Here is an 18,229-nt window from a genome sequence, read left to right on the forward strand (position 1 = left end):
CGCAGCCCTAGAGGTACTGCCCGGTGCCGGGGTGCGCGGGTCCGCCGCGCTGGCCCTGCACCGCGATGCCGGGAGGCAACGCACCCTGACGCATCTGTTCGAGCTGGGCCCTGGCAGCCATCTGCTGGGCGAACAGCGCGGTCTGGATCCCGTGGAACAGCCCCTCGAGCCAGCCGACCAGCTGCGCCTGGGCGATGCGCAGCTCGGCATCAGACGGGACGCTGTCCTCGGTGAACGGCAGCGTCAGCCGTTCTAGCTCATCGCGCAGCTCCGGCGCCAGGCCCTCTTCGAGCTCCTGGATGCTGGTGTGGTGGATCTCGCGCAGCCGGTTACGGCTGGCGTCGTCGAGGGGAGCGGCCCGCACCTCCTCGAGGAGCTGCTTGATCATGGTGCCGATCCGCATCACCTTGGCCGGCTGTTCGACCAGGTCGGACAGCGACTTGCCGTCGCCGTCGGCGGGGTCGCCGCCACCGGGGTCGCCGCCACCGGGGTCGCCGCCGATGATCTCGATGTTGTCGTCGTCGTTGTTCAGCGTCATCTGAGTCGCATTCCCTCTTAAGGCTGTTCTACCGGTGTGACACTAGTCCGTTGTCGGCGCGACTCCCGCACGCCACCGCCCGCTCGGGTTGCCGGTGCCTCGGAAGGCGAACAGCGGGCACGCCCGAGGAACCCGTCCATTGCCCACACAGTCGCCGCGGAGGCCCGTGGACGCCTCGCACGCGTCGGTGAGCGCCGCTGTCGGCAAACACGAAGCAGACAGTGCGAAATGCCGGTCGCCGACACATCCACCGTCGCGAGGTCGGTCGCGGCGTCGCCGAGACGACCAGGAAGCCCGGCGCGAGAACCGCCTCAGCAACGACGGGGGGATTAGCACTCAACTCTCGAAGGGTCCTGGACTAGTATGGCTCGGCAGGTGTTCCGATCCGGTGCGGCGACGGGCATGCGCGCGGTCGGACACCGACGGGAAATCGTGTCGGTTTGTGGAATTCACGAACGCTCTAAGGTGGCTGGAATGGCATACGACGTCGCCCGGGTGCGTGGATTGCACCCCTCATTGGGCGACGGATGGGTGCACTTCGACGCCCAGCACGGGATGCTGGTCCCCGACGCGGTGGCCACGACGGTCTCCACCGCGTTCCGGGGATCGATGTCGACCACCGTCGGCCCGCATCCATCGGCGCGGCGCAGCGCCGCGGTGTTGCATGCGGCCCGCCAGGCGGTCGCCGACCTGGTGAACGGTGATCCGCGCGGTGTGGTGCTCGGCGCCGACCGCGCGCTGCTGCTGGCCTCGCTGGCCGACGCCGCGTCGTCCCGGGTCGGGTTGGGATACGAGGTGGTCGTCACCCGACTCGACGACGAGGCGAACATCGCGCCCTGGCTGCGGGCGGCGAACCGGTACGGCGCCAAGATCAAGTGGGCCGAGGTCGACATCGAGACCGGCGAACTGCCCGCCTGGCAGTGGGAGGGGCTGATCACCGGACCGACGCGCATGGTGGCGATCGCCTCGGCGTCCTCGACCATCGGGACGGTGACCGACCTGCGGGCGGTGACCAAGCTGGTGCACGAGGTCGGCGGTCTGGTGGTCGTCGATCACTCCGCGGCGGCCCCCTACCGGCTGATCGACCTCGAGGAGATCGACGCCGACGTGGTCGCGCTCAACGCGGTGGCGTGGGGTGGCCCACCGATCGGCGCGCTGGTCTTCCGCGATCCGTCGACCATCGAACAGTTCGGGTCGGTGTCACTGGACCCGTATGCGACGGGACCGGCGCGCCTGGAGGTCGGCGTGCACCAGTTCGGCATGCTTGCCGGGGTGGTGGCCAGCATCGAGTATCTGGCCGGCCTCGACGAGAACGCCACCGGCACCCGGCGCGATCGGCTGTCGCTGTCGATGCAGTCCGCCACCTCGTACATGAGCCGGCTGTTCGACTACCTGTTGATGTCCCTGCGCTCGCTGCCGCTGGTGATGGTGATCGGTCAACCCGAGGTCCGGATCCCCGCGCTGAGTTTCGCCGTGCGCGACGTGCCTGCCGAGAAGGTGGTGCAGCGGCTCGCCGACAACGGTGTGCTGGCCATCGCGAACGCGAACTCCCGCGTGCTCGACGTCATCGGCGTCGACGACATCGGCGGTGCCGTCACCATCGGCCTCGCGCACTACACGACCACCGCCGAGGTGGATCAGTTGGTGCGCGCGCTCGCGTCACTGGGCTGAGGGCCCGAGCGGTCAGTCCCTGACGCGCAGCAGAACCTTGCCCGACACCTCACCGGAGGCGAGCAGTTCCTGCGCGGCCCGGGCCTCGTGCACCGGGAACTCGGCGCCGATGATCGGGCGCACCCTGCCGTCGGCGACCATCGGCCACACGTTGGCGACCACCTCCGCGACGATGTCGCTCTTGCTGCCCGCTCCGGTGACAGGGCGTGAGCGCAGCGCGGTCGCGGTCACGCTCGCGCGCTTGGCGAGCAGCTTGCCGATGTTGAGTTCTGCCTTGACGCCGCCCTGCATGCCGATGATGACCAGCCGTCCGCCCGTGGCCAGGGCGTCGATGTTCCGGTCGAGGTACGCCGCACCCATGATGTCGAGGATCACGTCGGCGCCCGCCCCGTCGGTCTCGGCGCGAAGCCGCTCGACGAAGTCCTCGTCGCGGTAGTTGACGGCCACCTCGGCGCCCAGTTCCCGGCAGAGGTCGAGCTTGTTCGCCTTCCCCGCGGTGACGGCGACCCGGCAGCCGAGCGCGTTGGCCACCTGGATCGCGTGGGTGCCGATCCCGCTGGCGCCGCCGTGGACCAGCAGCACCTCGCCGGGGGCGAGTGCGGCGGTCATCACGACGTTGGACCACACGGTGCACGCCACTTCAGGCAGGGCGGCCGCATGGGCTAGTTCGACCGACTCGGGCACCGGCATCACCTGACCCGCCGGAACCGTGACGTTCTCGGCGTATCCGCCGCCTGCCAGCAAAGCGCAGACCGGTTGCCCGACGGACCAGCCGGACACCCCGTCGGCGATGTCGCTGATGACGCCGGAGACCTCGAGACCCATGATGTCGCTGGCGCCCTTCGGGGGCGGATACTTGCCTTCGGCCTGTAACAGGTCGGCGCGGTTGATACCGGCGGCAACGACCTCGATGCGGACCTCACCCGATTGAAGTGCACGTTCCGGTACTTCGGTCCAATTCAGCTTTGCTGGGGACTCCGCGACAATCGCATGCATCATCTCAACCCTACCCTTAGGTACAGTTCGCTTCCCGGACACCGCTTCGTGCTTTACCATGAGCGGATGGAGGGGATGATAGGGGGGCGTACGGCGAGCGACATGCCGGGCCTCGACATCGCAGAACAGCGGTCCTGGCAAAATTTCCTGGACGCCGCGCTGAGGCTCTACGCCACGCTGAACAAGACGTTGGTCGAACAGCACCATCTGACGCTGAACGACGTCCGCCTGCTCGACATGCTGGACAAGTCACCGACGGGGGCCGCCCGAATGGGCGATCTCGCGGAGAAGCTGATGTCGCTGCCCAGCCGGGTGACGCGGCAGATCCGCCGGCTGGAGATGCAGGGCCTGGTGCGGCGGGGCGCCAGCCCGGACGACGGTCGCGGCGTGCTGGCCTCGATCACCGACGACGGGCGCACCCAGGTCCGCGAGGCGATGGTCACCTACTCCGAAGGCGTGCGGAACCATTTCCTGGGCAGGCTGTCCCGGCCGCAGATCGCGGCAATGGGGGAGAACTGCCGCCGGGTGAGCGCCGCGATGCGCGCCGGCTCGGCGCCCGCCAGGCTCGGCCGCGTCTAGCACCCACTACGCTGTTGCGCGGTGGCGTGGCAGAGCGGCCTAATGCACTCGCCTTGAAAGCGAGAGACGGCTAACACCGTCCGGGGGTTCAAATCCCTCCGCCACCGCTCATCGGATCTATTCGCCGGTGAAGTTCGGCGGCCGCTTCTGGAACATCGCGGTCACCGCTTCGCCCAGATCCTTCGACGGCAGGAACGCCGAGTTCCACGCCGCGACGTAGCGCAGACTCTCCGACACCCGAGCGATGCGCTGCTGGTCGAGGACGTCCTTGACGCCGTGGACGGTGAGCGGCGGGTTCGCGGCGATCTCCTCGGCGGTGGCGTGCGCGGCCGCCAGCGACGCCTCCTGATCGTCGTACACGTCGTTGACCAGACCGATCTTCTCGGCCCGGGCGGCGTCGATGTCCTTGCCCGTCAGCGCGAGTTCGCGAAGGTGCCCGTCGGTCAGGATCAGCGGCAACCGCGCCAGCGAGCCGACGTCCGCGACGATCGCCAGCTTGACCTCGCGCACCGAGAACTTGGCGTCGGCACTCGCGTACCGGATGTCCACCGCGCTGATCAGGTCCACGCCGCCGCCGATGCACCAGCCGTGCACCGACGCGATCGTCGGGGTGCGGCAGTCGGCGACCGCGCTGATCGCGCCCTGCATCTTCTGCAGCGTCTTGTGGAAGTCGGCACGCGACCGGGCGCCGGCGTCGAGGCCGGGCAGCGTGCCACCCATGGCGGCGAGGTCGAGGCCGTAGCTGAAGTTGCGGCCCGAGCCGGTGAGCACGATGGCGCGCACGTCGGGGTCCGCGTCGAGCGAGGTGAACACCTCGGGCAGTTCGGCCCAGAACGCCGGCCCCATCGCATTGCCCTTGCCGGGACCGATCAACGTCACCCGCGCGACGTGGCCGTCGACGTCGACGGTCACCGACTCGTATGTATCGCCCATGGTGGTCGAGGCTAGCGCCCGATGAGGATGTCGCTGAGCTTGGCCGAGGGCAGCACCTCGCAGATCGCGTCGGCCAGCGTCTTGGCGACGACCGCGCGCTGGTTGCTCAGCCGGCCGCTGCCCTCGGCGACCAGTTCGCCGACGATCGCCAACTGGGCGTCCTCCTCGAGTCCGAGGTACTCCTTGCAGGTGACCGTCGTCGCGTCGGGGATCGGCGGGCCCGGTTCGGTGGTCTGGGCGACCGTCCCGGTGACCGTCTGTGTGCAGCCGGCGAGCACTCCCGCGCACAGCAGTGCCGCAACCGTCAGAGTCCTCGCGTGCGTGCCCATCTGGGCCACGATAGGTCACCGGCCACGTAACGTGAACGCCATGCGTAGTGACCTGCCGCAGGGCCCGGATTCACCGCCGACCGACGAACTGCGCAGTGCCGAGCTCAGTCTCGGTGTGCTGCATCAGGTGGTCCGCCCGATCGCGGCCGACGACATGGGCAAGCAGACGCCGTGCCGTGAGTTCGACGTGGCCGGGCTCACCGAGCACCTGCTCCGGTCGATCACGATCCTCGGCGGCGCGGCGGGCGCCGAGATCCCGGAGCGCGATCCGTCTGATTCGGTCGAGCGTCAGGTGATCCTCGCGGCCCGGCCCGCGCTCGACGCGTGGCACCGCCGTGGCGTCGACGGCGTTGTCGACGTGGGTGGCAACACGATGCCGGCCACCGTCCTGGTCGGCATCCTGTCGCTCGAATTCCTGGTGCACGCTTGGGATTACGCGACGGCGGTCGGACACACCGTGCCTGCACCCGATTCGTTGAGTGAGTACGTCCTCGGCATGGCGGAGAAGATCATCACCCCGGAGGGCCGGGACCGGGCGGGGTTCGACGAACCGGTCGAGGTGCCCGACGACGCCCCGCCGCTGCAGCGGCTGCTGGCATTCACCGGCCGTCGCGCCGAGGTCTAGACCCGTTCGAGGTAGAAGTACAGGTGACGGTCGCCGTCGAGGGCGCCCTTGCCGTTCATGATGCCCATGACGGCGTTGTCGTCGACCTTCTTGAAGTGGTCGTGCACGGGCGCGCCGTCGTAGACCATGGATGCGGTCACCTCACCGCGGAACTGCTCCATCCACAGGCTGGCCTCGCCCTTCATCGCCTCGGTGTTGGAGAACCTGTTGCCGTCGGCGTCCAGACACACCAGGGGTTTGGCGTCGGTGGCCGAATGGAACGTCTTGCCGAACCAGTTGAGGCGCTCCATGAACCCGTTGGCCTTGTGCCCGGTGTGGAACTCGCCGCCCTTCCACTCGCCGATCATGAAGTCGATGTCGACGGGTTCGAGTGTGGCCCAGAACTCGTCGAGTTCGGCGTCGCCGAGGGTGCCGGTCCGACCCTTGAGCTCGTCGAAGGTCTCGCGGGTCGTGCGCGTCGAGGTCATGGTTGTCCAATCCACTTGCGGGCGAAGTCGAGGAAGGCGTCGTTCTCGTGGGGCGCGGAGACGGTCACCCGGACCCCGTCCTCACCGTAGGGGCGGACCACGAGCCGGTTCTGCGCGGCCTTCTCGACGAAGTCGAGGGTGCGCTCGGCCAGCGGCAGCCACACGAAGTTCGCCTGCGACGGCGGCAGCGTGAACCCGGCACTGCGCAGAGTGTCGGTGACACGGTCGCGTTCGGCGACGACCTCGTCGGTGCGGGCCAGCAGTTCGTCGGCGGCGTCGATCGAGGCGATCGCGGCGGCCTGGGACAGGCTGGTCGCGGAGAACGGCACGTAGACCTTGCCGAGCGCGGTGACGATGTCGGCGTCGGCGACGGCGTAGCCGACGCGCAGGCCGGCCAGCCCGTAGGCCTTCGAAAAGGTCCGCAGCACCACGACGTTCGGGTGGGACCGGACCAACCCGAAACTGTCGGGCAGCATGCCGTCGCGGATGTACTCGACGTAGGCCTCGTCGAGCACGATCAGGATGTGCGGCGGAACGGCCGCGACGAACTCGGCCAGCGCCGCGGGGTCGACGACCGTGCCGGTCGGATTGTTGGGGTTGCAGACGAAGATCAACCGGGTGCGGTCGGTGATCGCGGCGAGCATCGCGTCGAGGTCGTGGGTGTGGTCGCGCAGTGGAACCTGCACCGGGGTGGCCCCGGCCGTACGCACCTGCAGCGGGTAAATCTCGAAGCTGCGCCAGGCGAAGATCACCTCGTCGCCGACCGACGTGGTGATCTGGATCAGTTGCTGGCACAGGCTGACCGAACCGCAGCCGACGGAGATCTGCTCGGGGGCGAAGGATCCGCCGTCGAGGTGCTTGGCCAGGTGCTCCCGCAGCTCGAGGTAACCGTTGTCGGGGTAGCGGTTGATCTGGTCGGTTGCCTTCTCGATCGCGGCGCGCACGCTCGGCAGCGGGCCGTGCACGGTCTCGTTGCTGGCGATCTTGATGGCACCCGGAACCGTCTTACCCGGTGTATAGGCCGGGATGTCGGCCATCTCGGGGCGGAGGCGGGCGGTCACCTGACCAGCATAGGGGGGTGGATCGACCGCTTTGCTTCCGCGGCCGACGGATGTGTAGGCTGTGCGACCGGCGGTAACGTCAGGAGGCGTGCCAGAGCGGCCGAATGGGACTCACTGCTAATGAGTTGTCCCCCTTACAGGGGACCGGAGGTTCAAATCCTCTCGCCTCCGCCGCGGCTGACTCGTCAGCCACGACACAACTGAACATGCAAGCGCCCGTAGCTCAACGGATAGAGCATCTGACTACGGATCAGAAGGTTAGGGGTTCGAATCCCTTCGGGCGCACTCACCGAGCGACAACGACTCCCGGAGCCTGCACCAGGCCCGGGAGTCGCGTCGTCTCGCCGTCTTACAGCCGGTCCACCGCGTACGTGGCGCCCTGCTGCGTCATCCCGTTGACCCCGTACAGCGCGTGCGCGATGCTCGGCTGCCCGCCGGGTGCGCCGTTACAGATCGTGTCGCCCTCGGCGCACAGTTGCAGCGTCTTCGGTGCGTATTGCGGACCGATGACGACCGGCGGGGCGCCGAACGTGCCGAGCCACTGCGGTGACGGGAGTCCGAACAGGGTGACCGCCGCGACGTGCTCCGAGATCTCGGCGGCGAGCGGCTGGGGCACCGAGTTGCGGTACGCGGCCGGCACGGCATCCGGAACCGTCGACGAGGTGACGAATCCGGCGACCACCGCGCCCTGCGAGAACCCGCCCAGCACGATCCGGGTGTCCGGGCACGTCGTGGCGATGGTCTGGACGCGGTTCCCGGCGTCGCGGATTCCTTCGACGACGGTCCTGGCGAGATCGTCGCGAGCGTCGAAGTTGTTGGACGCCGCGTAGTTCACCGAGTACACGTTGACGGTCCGCGGGCCGGCCTGAGCGCGCACGGCGTCGACGAACGACTGGCCGACGCCGCCGACACCCGGCGCCTCACCGCTGCCGCGGGCGAAGACGATCTCGACGTCCGGACACGCCTCAGCGGAGGCCGACGGGGCGGCCACGCCCACCAACGCGGCCCAGGTGGTCACGGCCACCGCGCCGAGGACGCGACCGAGGGGACGAACTCTCATGAGGTAACTCCTGCTGAACGTATTGGCCCGACGAGAGGCGTGATTACCCTCACGTGGGTCCGCCAAACTCCGCGTAATCTCGCACGGTATGACGACACCCACCGTGATCCAGCGCTGGCTCGACCTCATCGACGGTGATCACGGCGATGTGACGCCGCTTCTGGCCGAGGACGCGGTGTTCTACTCACCCGCGGTGTTCACCCCGCAGGAGGGGCGGGACAAGACCGCCGCCTATCTGAACGCGGCGGCAAAGGTGTTCGGTGGGAACGGGTTCCGCTACGTCAACCAGTGGTATGCCGACCGATCGGCGGTGCTGGAGTTCGTCGCCGACCTCGACGGCGTCCATGTCAACGGCATCGACATGATCGAGTGGAACGACGCGGACGAGATCACGTCGTTCAAGGTGATGCTGCGTCCGTTCAAGGCGCTGCAGACCGTCATCCCGAAGATGGCCGAACTGCTGCAGGGCTGACCGATGCGGCTGCTGATCATCGCCGACACCCACGTGCCCAAACGGGCCCGCGACCTGCCCGCGGCGGTGTGGGACGAGGTGGCGCGCGTCGACGTCGTCATCCACGCCGGCGACTGGGTCGAGCCGGGCCTGCTCGACGTGCTCGAACAGCGCTCGCAGCGGCTGGTGGCGTGCTGGGGCAACAACGACGGCGCCGAGTTGCGCCGCCGCCTGCCTGAACGCGCCGACGTCACGCTGGGCGGGGTGCGGTTCACCGTCGTGCACGAGACCGGGGCGTCCGGTGGGCGGGACGCGCGGATGGCCAAGCTGTACCCGGACACCGACGTGCTCGTGTTCGGGCACAGCCACATCCCGTGGGACACCACCGCGACGACGGGCCTGCGGCTGCTGAATCCGGGTTCGCCGACGGATCGGCGCCGCCAGCCGTACTGCACATACATGACGGCGACGGTCGGCGACGGGGCGCTCGGCGACGTCGTCCTGCACAACGTGGTTCCCGCCGGTGCGGCGCGGCGTGGCTGACCGTCCCGCCCGGGTCGCCGACGTCCACGAGGTCGCGGCCGCGATGCCGCACACCACACGCATCGAGGGGCCGAAGGGCAACGCGATCTACCAGGTCGGCGGGAAGTCGTTCGTGTTCTTCCGCACCCCGCAGCCGGACGCCGCCGATCCCGCCACCGGTGATCGGTATCCCGACGTCATCATGATCTGGGTGGAATCCGAGGCCGACAAGCTGGCCCTGGTCCAGGACCCGCACTCACCGTTCTTCACCACCGACCGTTTCGACGGTCACCTGTCGGTTCTGGTGCGCGGCAAGGACATCGGACGGATCGGGCTCGATGAACTGACCGAGTTGATCCAGGATGCGTGGCTCTCGCGGGCGTCGCGCCGGCGCGCCGAACGCTGGCTGGCCGGTCGGCAGGACTGAGAAGCCGCTGCACGCCGGGGAGCATGGTGACATCATCGCCAAGGTGGCCCCCGACACCCCGCAGTCCATCGCCTATCCCGCGCCCGGTGCGCATCCGCACCGCATCGACGAGGAGAAGCTCGATCCCCACGTCATCGTGTTGTTCGGGGCGACCGGCGATCTGGCGAAACGCAAACTGCTGCCCGGTATGGCGTACCTCGTGCAGTCCGCGCTCGCACCCAAGATCCGTGTCGTCGCCACCTCACTCGAGGAGCTCAGCGGTGACGAGTTCCGTGCGCTCGCCCGCGAGGCCGTCGACGCGTTCGGCAACCACACGCTGACCGACGAGGAGTGGGAGGGCTTCGCCTGCCGGATCTCCTACGTGCCGCAGAGCGCGGGGCCCGAGGCGCTCTCCTCGGCGGTGAAGGCGGCCGAAGCCGAACTCGGCCCCGACACACGGCGGCTGCACTACCTGTCGGTGCCGCCCAAGGCGGCCAAGGCCGTCATCACCATGCTCAAGGAGTCCGGACTCGTCGACCGCTCGCGGGTGGTGATGGAGAAACCGTTCGGCACCGACCTGGCCAGCGCATGCGAACTGAACGCTTTCGTGCACGACACCTTCGACGAAGCGCAGATCTTCCGCATCGACCACTTCCTGGGCAAGGAGGCGGCGCAGAACATCCTGGCGTTCCGGTTCGCCAACGGGTTGTTCGAACCGATCTGGAACCGCAACTTCATCGACCACATCCAGATCGACATCCCGGAGAAGCTCGGCCTCGACCAGCGGGCCAACTTCTACGAGAGCACCGGCGCGTTCAAGGACATGGTGGTCACCCACCTGCTGCAGGTGATGGCCTTCGTCGTGATGGAGCCGCCCACCGCGCTGGAGCCCAGGGCGATCAGCGAGGAGAAGAACAAGGTCTTCCGGTCGATGCTGCCGGTGGACCCGAAGAAGGTGATCCGCGGTCAGTACGTCGGGTACCGGCGGGAGGACGGCGTCGCACCGGATTCGGAGACCGAGACGTTCATCGCGATGCAGGTCGGCATCGACAACTGGCGCTGGGCCGGCGTGCCGATCTATCTGCGTACCGGCAAGAGGATGGCCGAAGGGCAGCGGATCATCTCGATCGCGTTCAAAGAGGCGCCGCGCTCGATGTTCCCGCCGGGTTCCGGCGTCGGGTCCCAGGGGCCGGACCACCTCACGTTCGACCTCGCCGACAACTCGAAGGTGTCGCTGTCGTTCTACGGCAAGCGGCCGGGGCCGGGGATGAAACTCGACAAACTGTCCATGCAGTTCTCGACCCAGGAGACGGGCCGCGTCGGCGACGTGCTCGAGGCCTACGAACGGTTGATCCTCGACGCGATGCGCGGTGACCACACCCTGTTCACGACGGCCGCGGGTATCGAATCACTGTGGGAGCGTTCGGCTTCGCTGATCGAGGACCCGCCGCCGGTGAAGATCTATCAACCCGGTACGTGGGGCCCCAACGCCATCCATCAGCTGATCGCCCCCAACGCGTGGCGGTTGCCGTTTGAACGTGAATGGCGGGACAACACGCCCGATTAGGTCAGCCGGCGTCGCGGCCGGCTTCGGCGCCGACGAGATCAGCCGCATCGCCCACACGATGAGGTGATCTGATGGCAGGGTCGACTGTATGGATGCGAAGCCACCGAGCGCGGCCATCGACGCGGCTCACCGGGATCACCTGAGTACCCTGCCGTTCGCCGACAGAAGGGATTTCGACGACGCCGACCGCGGGTTCGTCGCCGCCCTCGATCCGTGCGTGGTGACCGCCGCCGACGGGCGGGTGGTGTGGGACAACGACGCCTACGCCTTCCTCGGCGGGGACGAGGCGCCGCCGTCGGTACACCCCAGTCTGTGGCGGCAGTCCCGGCTGGCCGCCAAACAGGGTCTGTACGAGGTGGTCGAGGGCATCTACCAGGTGCGTGGCCTCGATCTGTCGAACATCACGTTCGTCGAGGGGGACACCGGCGTCATCGTCATCGATCCGCTGGTGTGCACCGAGACCGCTGCAGCGGCACTGGCGCTGTACCGCGCACACCGCGGTGAGCGCGCCGTCAGGGCGGTGATCTACACCCACAGCCACGTCGACCACTTCGGCGGTGTGCTGGGCGTGACCAGCCAGGCCGAGGTCGACGCGGGCACCGTGTCGATCATCGCGCCGGAGCACTTCACCGAACACGCCGTGCAGGAGAACGTCTACGCCGGCACCGCGATGGCCCGGCGCGCGGCCTACATGTACGGCACCGTGCTGCAGCGCGGCGTACGCGGCCAGGTCGGGTGCGGCCTCGGTCAGGCGCCGTCGACCGGTGAGGTCGCGTTGATCGTGCCGACCGTCGACATCCGCGTGACCGGCGAGACCCACACCGTCGACGGCGTCGAGATCGAGTTCCAGATGGCGCCCGGCACCGAGGCTCCCGCCGAGATGCACTTCTACTTCCCGCGGTTCCGCGCGTTGTGCATGGCGGAGAACGCCACCCACAACCTGCACAACCTGCTGACGCTGCGCGGTGCGCTGGTGCGCGACCCGCACGGCTGGGCCGGTTACCTCACCGAGGCCATCGATGCGTTCGCCGACCGTGCCGACGTGGTGTTCGCCTCCCACCACTGGCCGACCTGGGGACGCGAGCGCATCGTGGAATTCCTGTCGCTGCAGCGGGATCTGTACGCCTACCTGCACGACCAGACGCTGCGCCGACTCAACCAGGGCCACACGGGCATCGAGATCGCCGAGACCTTCGCGCTGCCGCCCGCGCTGGAGAAGGCCTGGCACGCCCACGGCTACTACGGCTCGGTCAGCCACAACGTCAAGGCGGTGTACCAGCGCTACATGGGCTGGTTCGACGGCAACCCCGGCCGGCTGTGGCAGCATCCGCCCGCGGCCGCCGGACCGCGCTATGTCGCGGCGATGGGTGGGCTGGACCGCGTGGTCGAACTCGCCCGCGCCGCTTTCGATGACGGTGACTTCCGCTGGGCGGCAACGCTTCTCGATCACGCCGTGTTCACCGACGAACACCACGGCGGCGCACGCGACCTGTACGCCGACACGCTGGAGCAACTCGCCTACGGGGCGGAGAACGCCGTCTGGCGCAACTTCTTCCTGTCCGGGGCGACAGAACTGCGCGAGGGCAACTTCGGAACCCCCACCCAGGCGACGTCGCCGACGGTGCTGGCGCAGCTCACCCCGGAGCAGATGTTCGACGCGCTGGCGATCAACGTGGACGGTCCGCGGGCGTGGGACCTCGACGTGGCGGTGGACGTGACGTTCGTCGACACCGGCGACAACCACCGGCTGACGTTGCGCAACGGAGTCCTGGTGCACCGCAGGGTTCGTGCGGACGGGGAGAGCGCGCAGGCCACCATCCGGCTGTCGGACAAGCTGCGCCTGCTCGCCTACGCCGCGGGCGACACCGCCTCGCCCGGCGTCGAGATCGCCGGCGACGAGGCGGCGCTGGCGTCGATCGTGGGTGTCCTGGACCGGCCGGATCCGGGGTTCGACATCGTCACGCCGTAGCGGCCGTTCCGCACAAGCCAGGAGTCAGGGGATGCCGCCGTCGGCGCGCAGGATCGAGCCCGTCGTGAAACTCGACGCATCCGACATGAGGAACAACGCGGCGCCGACGATCTCGCCGGGTTGACCGGCCCGCTGCAGGGCGGAGTGGCCGAACGGGTTCGAGTCGCCGTCGGTGAACGTCCACGCCTTGCTGATGTCGGTGAGGAACGGCCCCGGCATCAGCGTGTTGACCCGAACGGTGGGCCCGTAGGCCTGCGCCAGGGCCTCGGTCATCGCGTTCAGGCCCGCCTTGGACGCCGCGTAGGGGATGAACGACGGGTGCGGTCGCAGCGAGCCGTGCGTGCTGACGTTGATGATCGAGCCGCCGCCGTCGGCGGCCATGCGCTCACCGGCCAGAACCGACAACCGGAACGGGCCCTTGAGATTCAGGTTCACCACCGCGTCGAACAGCTTCTCGGTGACGCCGCTCAACGAGTCGTACAGCGGCGACATCCCGGCGTTGTTGACCAGCACGTCGAGCTTCCCGAACCGCTCGTACACCGCGTCGACGAGGCCGTCGAGCTGATCCCAGCGCCCGACGTGCACCGGATAGGCCATGGCCTGGCGGCCGGTCGACGCGGTGATCTCCGCGGCGGTCGCCTCGCACGTCTCGAGCGAGCGGCTCGCGATCACCACGTCGGCTCCGCACCGGGCCGCACCGAAGGCGATCTCGCGGCCGAGACCGCGGCTGCCGCCGGTCACCAGCACCACCCGGTCGGTCAGATCGAACAGATCGTCGGCGTAACCCATGGGCCCATATGGTGTCACGGTGCAATTGCTTTTGGTCAGACATGCGCTGCCGATGCGCAGCGAACCCGGTCAGGGCTCCGACCCGGACCTCTCTGAGGACGGATTCGAACAGGCCAAGCGGCTGCCCGACGCCCTCGCCCGGTTCCGGGTCGCGCGGCTGGTGAGCAGTCCGCAGCGGCGCGCCGTGCAGACCGCGCAGCCGGTGGCCGACGCGCTGGGCCTGGCCGTCGAGGTCGACGAGCGGCTGGCCGAATACGACCGGGACCTGCCGCACTACATCCCGATCGAGCAGATCGCGAAGGAGAACCCTCAGGAACTCGAGCGTCTGATGAGCGGTCGGCTGCCCAGCGGTGTCGACGAGGAGGCGTTCATGGCGCGCATCGTCGCCGCCGTCGACGACCTCGTGGCCGATGCCCAGCGGGAGGACACCGTCGCGGTGTTCAGCCACGGCGGGGTGATCAACGCGCTGCTGCACCGCGTGCTGGGCACCCAACGGTTGCTGTCCTTCCACGTCGACTACGCCTCGGTGACCCGGCTGCTGTGGTCGTCACGGGCCGGTCAACTGGCGGTGGCATCGGTCAACGGGACCGAGCACGCATGGGACCTGCTGCCCCGAAATCTGCGGTGGTAGACATTTCGCCATGACGTCTTCCACCCTCGACGGGCTCGACCTCGGCGCACTCGACCGCCATCTGCGGGCCGAAGGCATCGCCCGCACCGGCGAGCTCCGGGCCGAACTGATCGCGGGCGGCCGCTCCAACCTGACGTTCCTGGTGTTCGACGAGGCGTCGAAGTGGGTGCTGCGCCGCCCGCCGCTGCACGGCCTGACTCCCTCGGCGCACGACATGGCCCGCGAGTACCGCGTGGTGGCCGCGCTCGCCGACACCGCCGTCCCGGTGGCCCGCGCGGTCACGATGCGCAACGACGACTCGGTGCTCGGCGCCCCGTTCCAGATGGTCGAACACGTCGAAGGCCGGGTGGTGCGCACCGCGGACGAACTGCAGGCGCTCGGTGACGTGGCGACACTGCACTCCTGCGTCGACGAATTGATCCGGGTGCTGGCCGAACTGCACGCTGTGGACCCGGCCGCGGTCGGACTCGGCGATTTCGGCAAGCCCAACGGATACCTCGAACGTCAGGTCAAGCGGTGGGGGTCGCAGTGGGGACACGTGCGCCTCGACGACGACCCGCGCGATGCCGACGTGCACCGGCTGCACGCCGCGCTCGCCGAACGGGTGCCCGCCGAGAGCCGCGCGTCGATCGTGCACGGCGACTACCGGATCGACAACACGATCCTCGACGCGACGGACGCCACCACGGTAAGGGCGGTGCTGGACTGGGAGATGTCCACGCTCGGTGATCCGCTCAGCGATGCGGCGTTGATGTGCGTGTACCGCAACCCGATGTTCAACTACGTGCACAGCGATGCGGCGTGGACCTCGGAGCTGCTGCCGACCGGTGACGAGATGGCCCAGCGCTACGCGACGGCGTCGGGGCAGGAACTCGCGCACTGGGACTTCTACATGGGGTTGGCGTACTTCAAACTGGCGATCATCGCCGCGGGCATCGCGTTCCGCGCCCGGATGGGCGGCGTCGAGGACAACGTGGGCGAGGCCGTCGGCCCGCTCATCGCCGCGGGGCTGGACGCGCTCGGTTAGCGCATGGCCGCCTTGTAGTTCTTCTTCGCCGCGCGCCGCAGCTGGAAGAGCCGCGCGGCCCCGGCGAGGGAGGCGATCAGGCCGCCGCACACCGCGGCCAGCAGGATCGCCACGCCCACCGGCAGGCTCCAATGCCAGCCGAGGAAGGCGAGTTCCACCGACTCGGTGTTCTGGGCGATGAAGATCAGCAGCACGATGAGGATGAGCAACCCGACGATCACCGCCGTCCAGACGGCGGCCGCGCGGGTGAAGTGGACCTTCTTCACCTCGGGCGGAGTGCGATCCGCGACGTTGTAGTCGCCCGGGACCGGGGGACCGGGGTTCGGCGCGTCGTAGGGCTCTGGCTCACGCCCCGCTGACGGTCCGTACGGATCGGTGCTCATAGCTCATCATTTCCCCTCGCGGCTGTTTGCGAAACCCCCGTGCGCAGGCATCGCGGTGAGGCAAAGGACGGCGCGTCCCGCCGCATCCCGCTAGTGTCCGCAGGAGCCACCGCACGAGCCCACCCGCCGAGAGGACTTCCGCATGGCGAGCACGCGCAGACGCAGACGGGGTGTCACCCGATGGGTGGCCCTGCTGGCCTCGGCGACGCTGACACTGGCCGGCTGCGGCAGTTCCAACCCGCTCGGCGGCGGAGAGATCTCCGGTGACCTGAAGACGATCACCGTCGGGTCGGCCGACTTCACCGAATCCAAAATCATCGCCGAGATCTACGCACAGGCGTTGGAGGCCAACGGTTTCGAGATCAGCCGGCAGTTCGGTATCGGCAGCCGTGAGACGTACATCCCTGCGGTACAGGACCACTCGATCGACCTGATCCCCGAATACACCGGAAACCTGTTGCAGTACTTCGACGAAGAGACCGAGGTGACCACCCCGGACGCCGTCGTGCTCGGATTGCTGCGGGCGCTGCCCGGCGACCTGTCGATCCTGTATCCCTCGCCCGCCGAGGACAAGGACACCGTCGCCGTGTCGGCCGAGACGGCGCAGCGGTGGAATCTGAAGACGATCGCCGATCTCGCCGTTCATTCGCCGGAGGTGAAGTTCGGCGGCCCGTCGGAGTTCCTCAACCGCACCGAGGGCCTGCCCGGGCTCAAGGCGAAGTACGGGTTGGACGTCGCGCCGTCGAACTTCATCGCGATCAGCGACGGCGGCGGGCCGGCGACCGTGCGCGCCCTCACCGACGGAACGGTCACCGCGGCCAACATCTTCAGCACCTCGCCGGCCATCGAGCAGAACAACCTGGTGGTGCTGGAGGATCCGAAGAACAACTTCCTGGCGGCCAACGTCGTTCCGCTGGTCGCGTCGCAGAAGAAGTCCGACGACCTCAAGGCGGTCCTCGACGCGGTGAGCGCGAAGCTGACCACCGAGGCCCTCATCGAACTGAACTCCGCGGTCGAGGGCAACCGCGGTGTCGACCCCGACGAGGCCGCGCAGAAGTGGGTCGCCGACAACGGGTTCAACCAGCCCCTGCGGAAGTAGGCGACCTGTGATCACGTTCTCCAACGTCACCAAGCGGTACCCGGACGGCACGGTCGCGGTCGACGACCTCAGCCTCGAGGTGCCCGAGGGCACGCTGACGGTGTTCGTCGGTCCCTCGGGCTGCGGCAAGACCACCTCGATGCGGATGATCAACCGGATGATCGAGCCCACCTCGGGCACGCTGACCGTCGACGGGAACGACGTCACCCAGGTCGACGCCGTCAAACTCCGGTTGGGCATCGGGTACGTCATCCAGAGCGCCGGGCTGATGCCGCACCTGCGGGTGGTCGACAACGTCGCGACGGTGCCGGTGCTGCGCGGCGAATCCCGCCGCAGCGCACGCAAGGCCGCGCTGGCGGTGATGGAACGCGTCGGCCTCGATCCCGCACTGGGCGACCGCTATCCGGCGCAGCTGTCCGGCGGTCAGCAGCAGCGCGTCGGGGTCGCCCGCGCACTCGCCGCCGACCCGCCGATCCTGTTGATGGACGAACCGTTCAGCGCCGTCGACCCGGTTGTCCGCGAGGAACTGCAGACCGAGATCGTCCGGCTGCAGAACGATCTGCGCAAGACGATCGTCTTCGTCACCCACGACATCGACGAGGCGATCAAGCTCGGTGACAAGGTCGCCGTCTTCGGCCGCGGCGGTGTGCTGCTGCAGTACGACGCGCCGGCGCGGCTGCTGTCCAACCCGGCCGACGATGCGGTGGCCGGTTTCGTCGGCGCCGACCGCGGTTACCGCGGTCTGCAGTTCTACCCGGCGACGGGCGCAGCCGGTCTACCGCTGCACGACATCCGCCACGTCCGCGAATCCGAGGTCGACGCACTGCGATTGGGGCCGGGCGACTGGGTGCTGGTGACCCGGCCCGACGGGACGCCGTATGCGTGGATCAACGCCGACGGCGTCGCGCTGCACCGCAGTGGGAGCTCGCTCTACGACAGCACGATCGCCGGCGGCTCGCTGTTCCGGCCGGACGGCACGCTGCGACTGGCGCTCGACGCGGCGCTGTCCTCTCCGTCGGGGCTGGGCGTGGCCGTCGACGACGCCGGTCAGGTGATCGGCGGGGTGCGGGCCGACGACGTGCTCGCCGCGCTCGACGAACAGCGCACCGCGAGTCAAGAGGCGTAG

General features: G+C 68.6%; 21 protein-coding genes and 3 tRNA genes. 15 read left to right on the forward strand and 9 right to left on the reverse strand.

The window, feature by feature from the left end; genetic code table 11:
* Window positions 1–7: 7 nt before the first annotated feature.
* Entirely contained in the window at window positions 8–538 is a 531-nt protein-coding gene (locus AU195_RS07790; protein ID WP_059158493.1) for a bacterial proteasome activator family protein, read from the reverse strand.
* Window positions 539–1,012: 474 nt separating this feature from the next.
* Between AU195_RS07790 and AU195_RS07795 the strand changes: the two genes are divergently transcribed.
* Window positions 1,013–2,209 carry a cysteine desulfurase-like protein gene (locus AU195_RS07795; protein WP_059158494.1) on the forward strand — a complete coding sequence of 399 codons (1,197 nt, stop codon included), beginning with the start codon at window positions 1,013–1,015 and terminating at the stop codon, window positions 2,207–2,209.
* A gap of 12 nt (window positions 2,210–2,221) precedes the next feature.
* On the opposite strand, the gene AU195_RS07800 is transcribed toward AU195_RS07795, so the two are convergent.
* Window positions 2,222–3,205, reverse strand: coding sequence for an NAD(P)H-quinone oxidoreductase (locus AU195_RS07800; RefSeq protein ID WP_059158770.1), 984 nt, complete (start codon window positions 3,203–3,205; stop codon window positions 2,222–2,224).
* A gap of 66 nt (window positions 3,206–3,271) precedes the next feature.
* Between AU195_RS07800 and AU195_RS07805 the strand changes: the two genes are divergently transcribed.
* Both AU195_RS07805 and AU195_RS07810 read left to right on the forward strand, forming a co-directional pair.
* Window positions 3,272–3,784: a MarR family winged helix-turn-helix transcriptional regulator gene (locus AU195_RS07805; protein ID WP_059158495.1), complete on the forward strand. Its 513-nt coding sequence runs from the start codon at window positions 3,272–3,274 to the stop codon at window positions 3,782–3,784.
* Window positions 3,785–3,804: 20 nt separating this feature from the next.
* Window positions 3,805–3,891 (forward strand) — tRNA-Ser (locus AU195_RS07810).
* 10 nt (window positions 3,892–3,901) lie between these two features.
* On the opposite strand, the gene AU195_RS07815 is transcribed toward AU195_RS07810, so the two are convergent.
* Window positions 3,902–4,717: a crotonase/enoyl-CoA hydratase family protein gene (locus tag AU195_RS07815; protein ID WP_059158496.1), complete on the reverse strand. Its 816-nt coding sequence runs from the start codon at window positions 4,715–4,717 to the stop codon at window positions 3,902–3,904.
* Between the two features lie 11 nt (window positions 4,718–4,728).
* Window positions 4,729–5,046 (reverse strand): hypothetical protein, encoded by a 318-nt coding sequence (locus AU195_RS07820; RefSeq protein ID WP_286149157.1) that lies wholly within the window; start codon window positions 5,044–5,046, stop codon window positions 4,729–4,731.
* A gap of 40 nt (window positions 5,047–5,086) precedes the next feature.
* On the opposite strand from AU195_RS07820, the gene AU195_RS07825 reads away from it, so the two are divergent.
* On the forward strand, window positions 5,087–5,671 hold the full coding sequence (locus tag AU195_RS07825) for a TIGR03086 family metal-binding protein (protein ID WP_059158498.1): 585 nt from the start codon (window positions 5,087–5,089) through the stop codon (window positions 5,669–5,671).
* On the opposite strand, the gene AU195_RS07830 is transcribed toward AU195_RS07825, so the two are convergent.
* Window positions 5,668–6,138: a DUF4334 domain-containing protein gene (locus tag AU195_RS07830; protein ID WP_059158499.1), complete on the reverse strand. Its 471-nt coding sequence runs from the start codon at window positions 6,136–6,138 to the stop codon at window positions 5,668–5,670. The two genes, AU195_RS07825 and AU195_RS07830, sit on opposite strands and share 4 nt — an antisense overlap.
* A complete protein-coding gene (gene hisC, locus AU195_RS07835; RefSeq protein WP_059158500.1) occupies window positions 6,135–7,199 on the reverse strand; it encodes a histidinol-phosphate transaminase in 1,065 nt (354 codons plus the stop codon). Before hisC ends, AU195_RS07830 begins: the two co-directional genes overlap by 4 nt.
* 82 nt (window positions 7,200–7,281) lie before the next feature.
* Between hisC and AU195_RS07840 the strand changes: the two genes are divergently transcribed.
* Both AU195_RS07840 and AU195_RS07845 read left to right on the forward strand, forming a co-directional pair.
* Window positions 7,282–7,370: transfer RNA gene (locus AU195_RS07840), tRNA-Ser, on the forward strand.
* Between the two features lie 41 nt (window positions 7,371–7,411).
* Window positions 7,412–7,484, forward strand: a tRNA-Arg gene (locus AU195_RS07845).
* Window positions 7,485–7,548: 64 nt separating this feature from the next.
* Here the strand turns inward: AU195_RS07845 and AU195_RS07850 are convergent.
* Window positions 7,549–8,259: a cutinase family protein gene (locus AU195_RS07850; protein WP_059158501.1), complete on the reverse strand. Its 711-nt coding sequence runs from the start codon at window positions 8,257–8,259 to the stop codon at window positions 7,549–7,551.
* 88 nt (window positions 8,260–8,347) lie between these two features.
* Between AU195_RS07850 and AU195_RS07855 the strand changes: the two genes are divergently transcribed.
* The 5 genes from AU195_RS07855 (at window position 8,348) to AU195_RS07875 (ending at window position 13,174) form a co-directional block, all read left to right on the forward strand.
* Window positions 8,348–8,731, forward strand: coding sequence for a nuclear transport factor 2 family protein (locus tag AU195_RS07855; RefSeq protein ID WP_059158502.1), 384 nt, complete (start codon window positions 8,348–8,350; stop codon window positions 8,729–8,731).
* 3 nt (window positions 8,732–8,734) lie between these two features.
* Window positions 8,735–9,253 carry a metallophosphoesterase family protein gene (locus AU195_RS07860; RefSeq protein WP_059158503.1) on the forward strand — a complete coding sequence of 173 codons (519 nt, stop codon included), beginning with the start codon at window positions 8,735–8,737 and terminating at the stop codon, window positions 9,251–9,253.
* Window positions 9,246–9,659, forward strand: a complete 414-nt coding sequence (locus AU195_RS07865) for an MmcQ/YjbR family DNA-binding protein (RefSeq protein ID WP_059158771.1) — start codon at window positions 9,246–9,248, stop codon at window positions 9,657–9,659. The genes AU195_RS07860 and AU195_RS07865 overlap by 8 nt, the downstream gene beginning before the upstream one ends.
* A 43-nt stretch (window positions 9,660–9,702) precedes the next feature.
* Window positions 9,703–11,205 (forward strand): glucose-6-phosphate dehydrogenase, encoded by a 1,503-nt coding sequence (gene zwf / locus AU195_RS07870; protein WP_059158772.1) that lies wholly within the window; start codon window positions 9,703–9,705, stop codon window positions 11,203–11,205.
* Window positions 11,206–11,293: 88 nt separating this feature from the next.
* The gene (locus AU195_RS07875; protein ID WP_059158504.1) at window positions 11,294–13,174 is read left to right on the forward strand and encodes an alkyl/aryl-sulfatase; all 1,881 of its coding nucleotides are present in this window, start codon (window positions 11,294–11,296) and stop codon (window positions 13,172–13,174) included.
* A gap of 24 nt (window positions 13,175–13,198) precedes the next feature.
* Here AU195_RS07875 and AU195_RS07880 read toward each other — a convergent pair whose 3' ends face one another.
* Window positions 13,199–13,963, reverse strand: coding sequence for an SDR family NAD(P)-dependent oxidoreductase (locus AU195_RS07880; protein WP_059158505.1), 765 nt, complete (start codon window positions 13,961–13,963; stop codon window positions 13,199–13,201).
* Window positions 13,964–13,982: 19 nt separating this feature from the next.
* Here AU195_RS07880 and AU195_RS07885 point away from each other — a divergent pair, with 19 nt between their 5' ends.
* Both AU195_RS07885 and AU195_RS07890 read left to right on the forward strand, forming a co-directional pair.
* Entirely contained in the window at window positions 13,983–14,594 is a 612-nt protein-coding gene (locus AU195_RS07885; RefSeq protein ID WP_059158773.1) for a histidine phosphatase family protein, read from the forward strand.
* A 10-nt stretch (window positions 14,595–14,604) separates the two neighbouring features.
* The gene (locus AU195_RS07890) at window positions 14,605–15,621 is read left to right on the forward strand and encodes a phosphotransferase family protein (RefSeq protein ID WP_059158506.1); all 1,017 of its coding nucleotides are present in this window, start codon (window positions 14,605–14,607) and stop codon (window positions 15,619–15,621) included.
* On the opposite strand, the gene AU195_RS07895 is transcribed toward AU195_RS07890, so the two are convergent.
* Window positions 15,618–16,004 carry a LapA family protein gene (locus tag AU195_RS07895; RefSeq protein WP_059158507.1) on the reverse strand — a complete coding sequence of 129 codons (387 nt, stop codon included), beginning with the start codon at window positions 16,002–16,004 and terminating at the stop codon, window positions 15,618–15,620. The genes AU195_RS07890 and AU195_RS07895 overlap by 4 nt on opposite strands.
* Window positions 16,005–16,146: 142 nt before the next feature.
* Here AU195_RS07895 and AU195_RS07900 point away from each other — a divergent pair, with 142 nt between their 5' ends.
* Together AU195_RS07900 and AU195_RS07905 are read left to right on the forward strand one after the other, a co-directional pair.
* On the forward strand, window positions 16,147–17,103 hold the full coding sequence (locus AU195_RS07900) for an ABC transporter substrate-binding protein (RefSeq protein WP_059158508.1): 957 nt from the start codon (window positions 16,147–16,149) through the stop codon (window positions 17,101–17,103).
* A gap of 7 nt (window positions 17,104–17,110) precedes the next feature.
* Window positions 17,111–18,229 (forward strand): ABC transporter ATP-binding protein, encoded by a 1,119-nt coding sequence (locus AU195_RS07905; RefSeq protein ID WP_059158509.1) that lies wholly within the window; start codon window positions 17,111–17,113, stop codon window positions 18,227–18,229.

This window comes from Mycobacterium sp. IS-1496 (assembly GCF_001499995.1).
Taxonomy (GTDB): Bacteria; Actinomycetota; Actinomycetes; order Mycobacteriales; family Mycobacteriaceae; genus Mycobacterium.

What these genes read in the sequence shown, in the direction of transcription:
- AU195_RS07790 (WP_059158493.1), bottom strand. Translation starts at nt 538, where the DNA reads ATGACGCTGAACAACGACGACGACAACATCGAGATCATCGGCGGCGAC.
- AU195_RS07795 (WP_059158494.1), top strand. Translation starts at nt 1,013, where the DNA reads ATGGCATACGACGTCGCCCGGGTGCGTGGATTGCACCCCTCATTGGGC.
- AU195_RS07800 (WP_059158770.1), bottom strand. Translation starts at nt 3,205, where the DNA reads ATGCATGCGATTGTCGCGGAGTCCCCAGCAAAGCTGAATTGGACCGAA.
- AU195_RS07805 (WP_059158495.1), top strand. Translation starts at nt 3,272, where the DNA reads ATGGAGGGGATGATAGGGGGGCGTACGGCGAGCGACATGCCGGGCCTC.
- AU195_RS07815 (WP_059158496.1), bottom strand. Translation starts at nt 4,717, where the DNA reads ATGGGCGATACATACGAGTCGGTGACCGTCGACGTCGACGGCCACGTC.
- AU195_RS07820 (WP_286149157.1), bottom strand. Translation starts at nt 5,046, where the DNA reads ATGGGCACGCACGCGAGGACTCTGACGGTTGCGGCACTGCTGTGCGCG.
- AU195_RS07825 (WP_059158498.1), top strand. Translation starts at nt 5,087, where the DNA reads ATGCGTAGTGACCTGCCGCAGGGCCCGGATTCACCGCCGACCGACGAA.
- AU195_RS07830 (WP_059158499.1), bottom strand. Translation starts at nt 6,138, where the DNA reads ATGACCTCGACGCGCACGACCCGCGAGACCTTCGACGAGCTCAAGGGT.
- AU195_RS07850 (WP_059158501.1), bottom strand. Translation starts at nt 8,259, where the DNA reads ATGAGAGTTCGTCCCCTCGGTCGCGTCCTCGGCGCGGTGGCCGTGACC.
- AU195_RS07855 (WP_059158502.1), top strand. Translation starts at nt 8,348, where the DNA reads ATGACGACACCCACCGTGATCCAGCGCTGGCTCGACCTCATCGACGGT.
- AU195_RS07860 (WP_059158503.1), top strand. Translation starts at nt 8,735, where the DNA reads ATGCGGCTGCTGATCATCGCCGACACCCACGTGCCCAAACGGGCCCGC.
- AU195_RS07875 (WP_059158504.1), top strand. Translation starts at nt 11,294, where the DNA reads ATGGATGCGAAGCCACCGAGCGCGGCCATCGACGCGGCTCACCGGGAT.
- AU195_RS07880 (WP_059158505.1), bottom strand. Translation starts at nt 13,963, where the DNA reads ATGGGTTACGCCGACGATCTGTTCGATCTGACCGACCGGGTGGTGCTG.
- AU195_RS07890 (WP_059158506.1), top strand. Translation starts at nt 14,605, where the DNA reads ATGACGTCTTCCACCCTCGACGGGCTCGACCTCGGCGCACTCGACCGC.
- AU195_RS07895 (WP_059158507.1), bottom strand. Translation starts at nt 16,004, where the DNA reads ATGAGCACCGATCCGTACGGACCGTCAGCGGGGCGTGAGCCAGAGCCC.
- AU195_RS07900 (WP_059158508.1), top strand. Translation starts at nt 16,147, where the DNA reads ATGGCGAGCACGCGCAGACGCAGACGGGGTGTCACCCGATGGGTGGCC.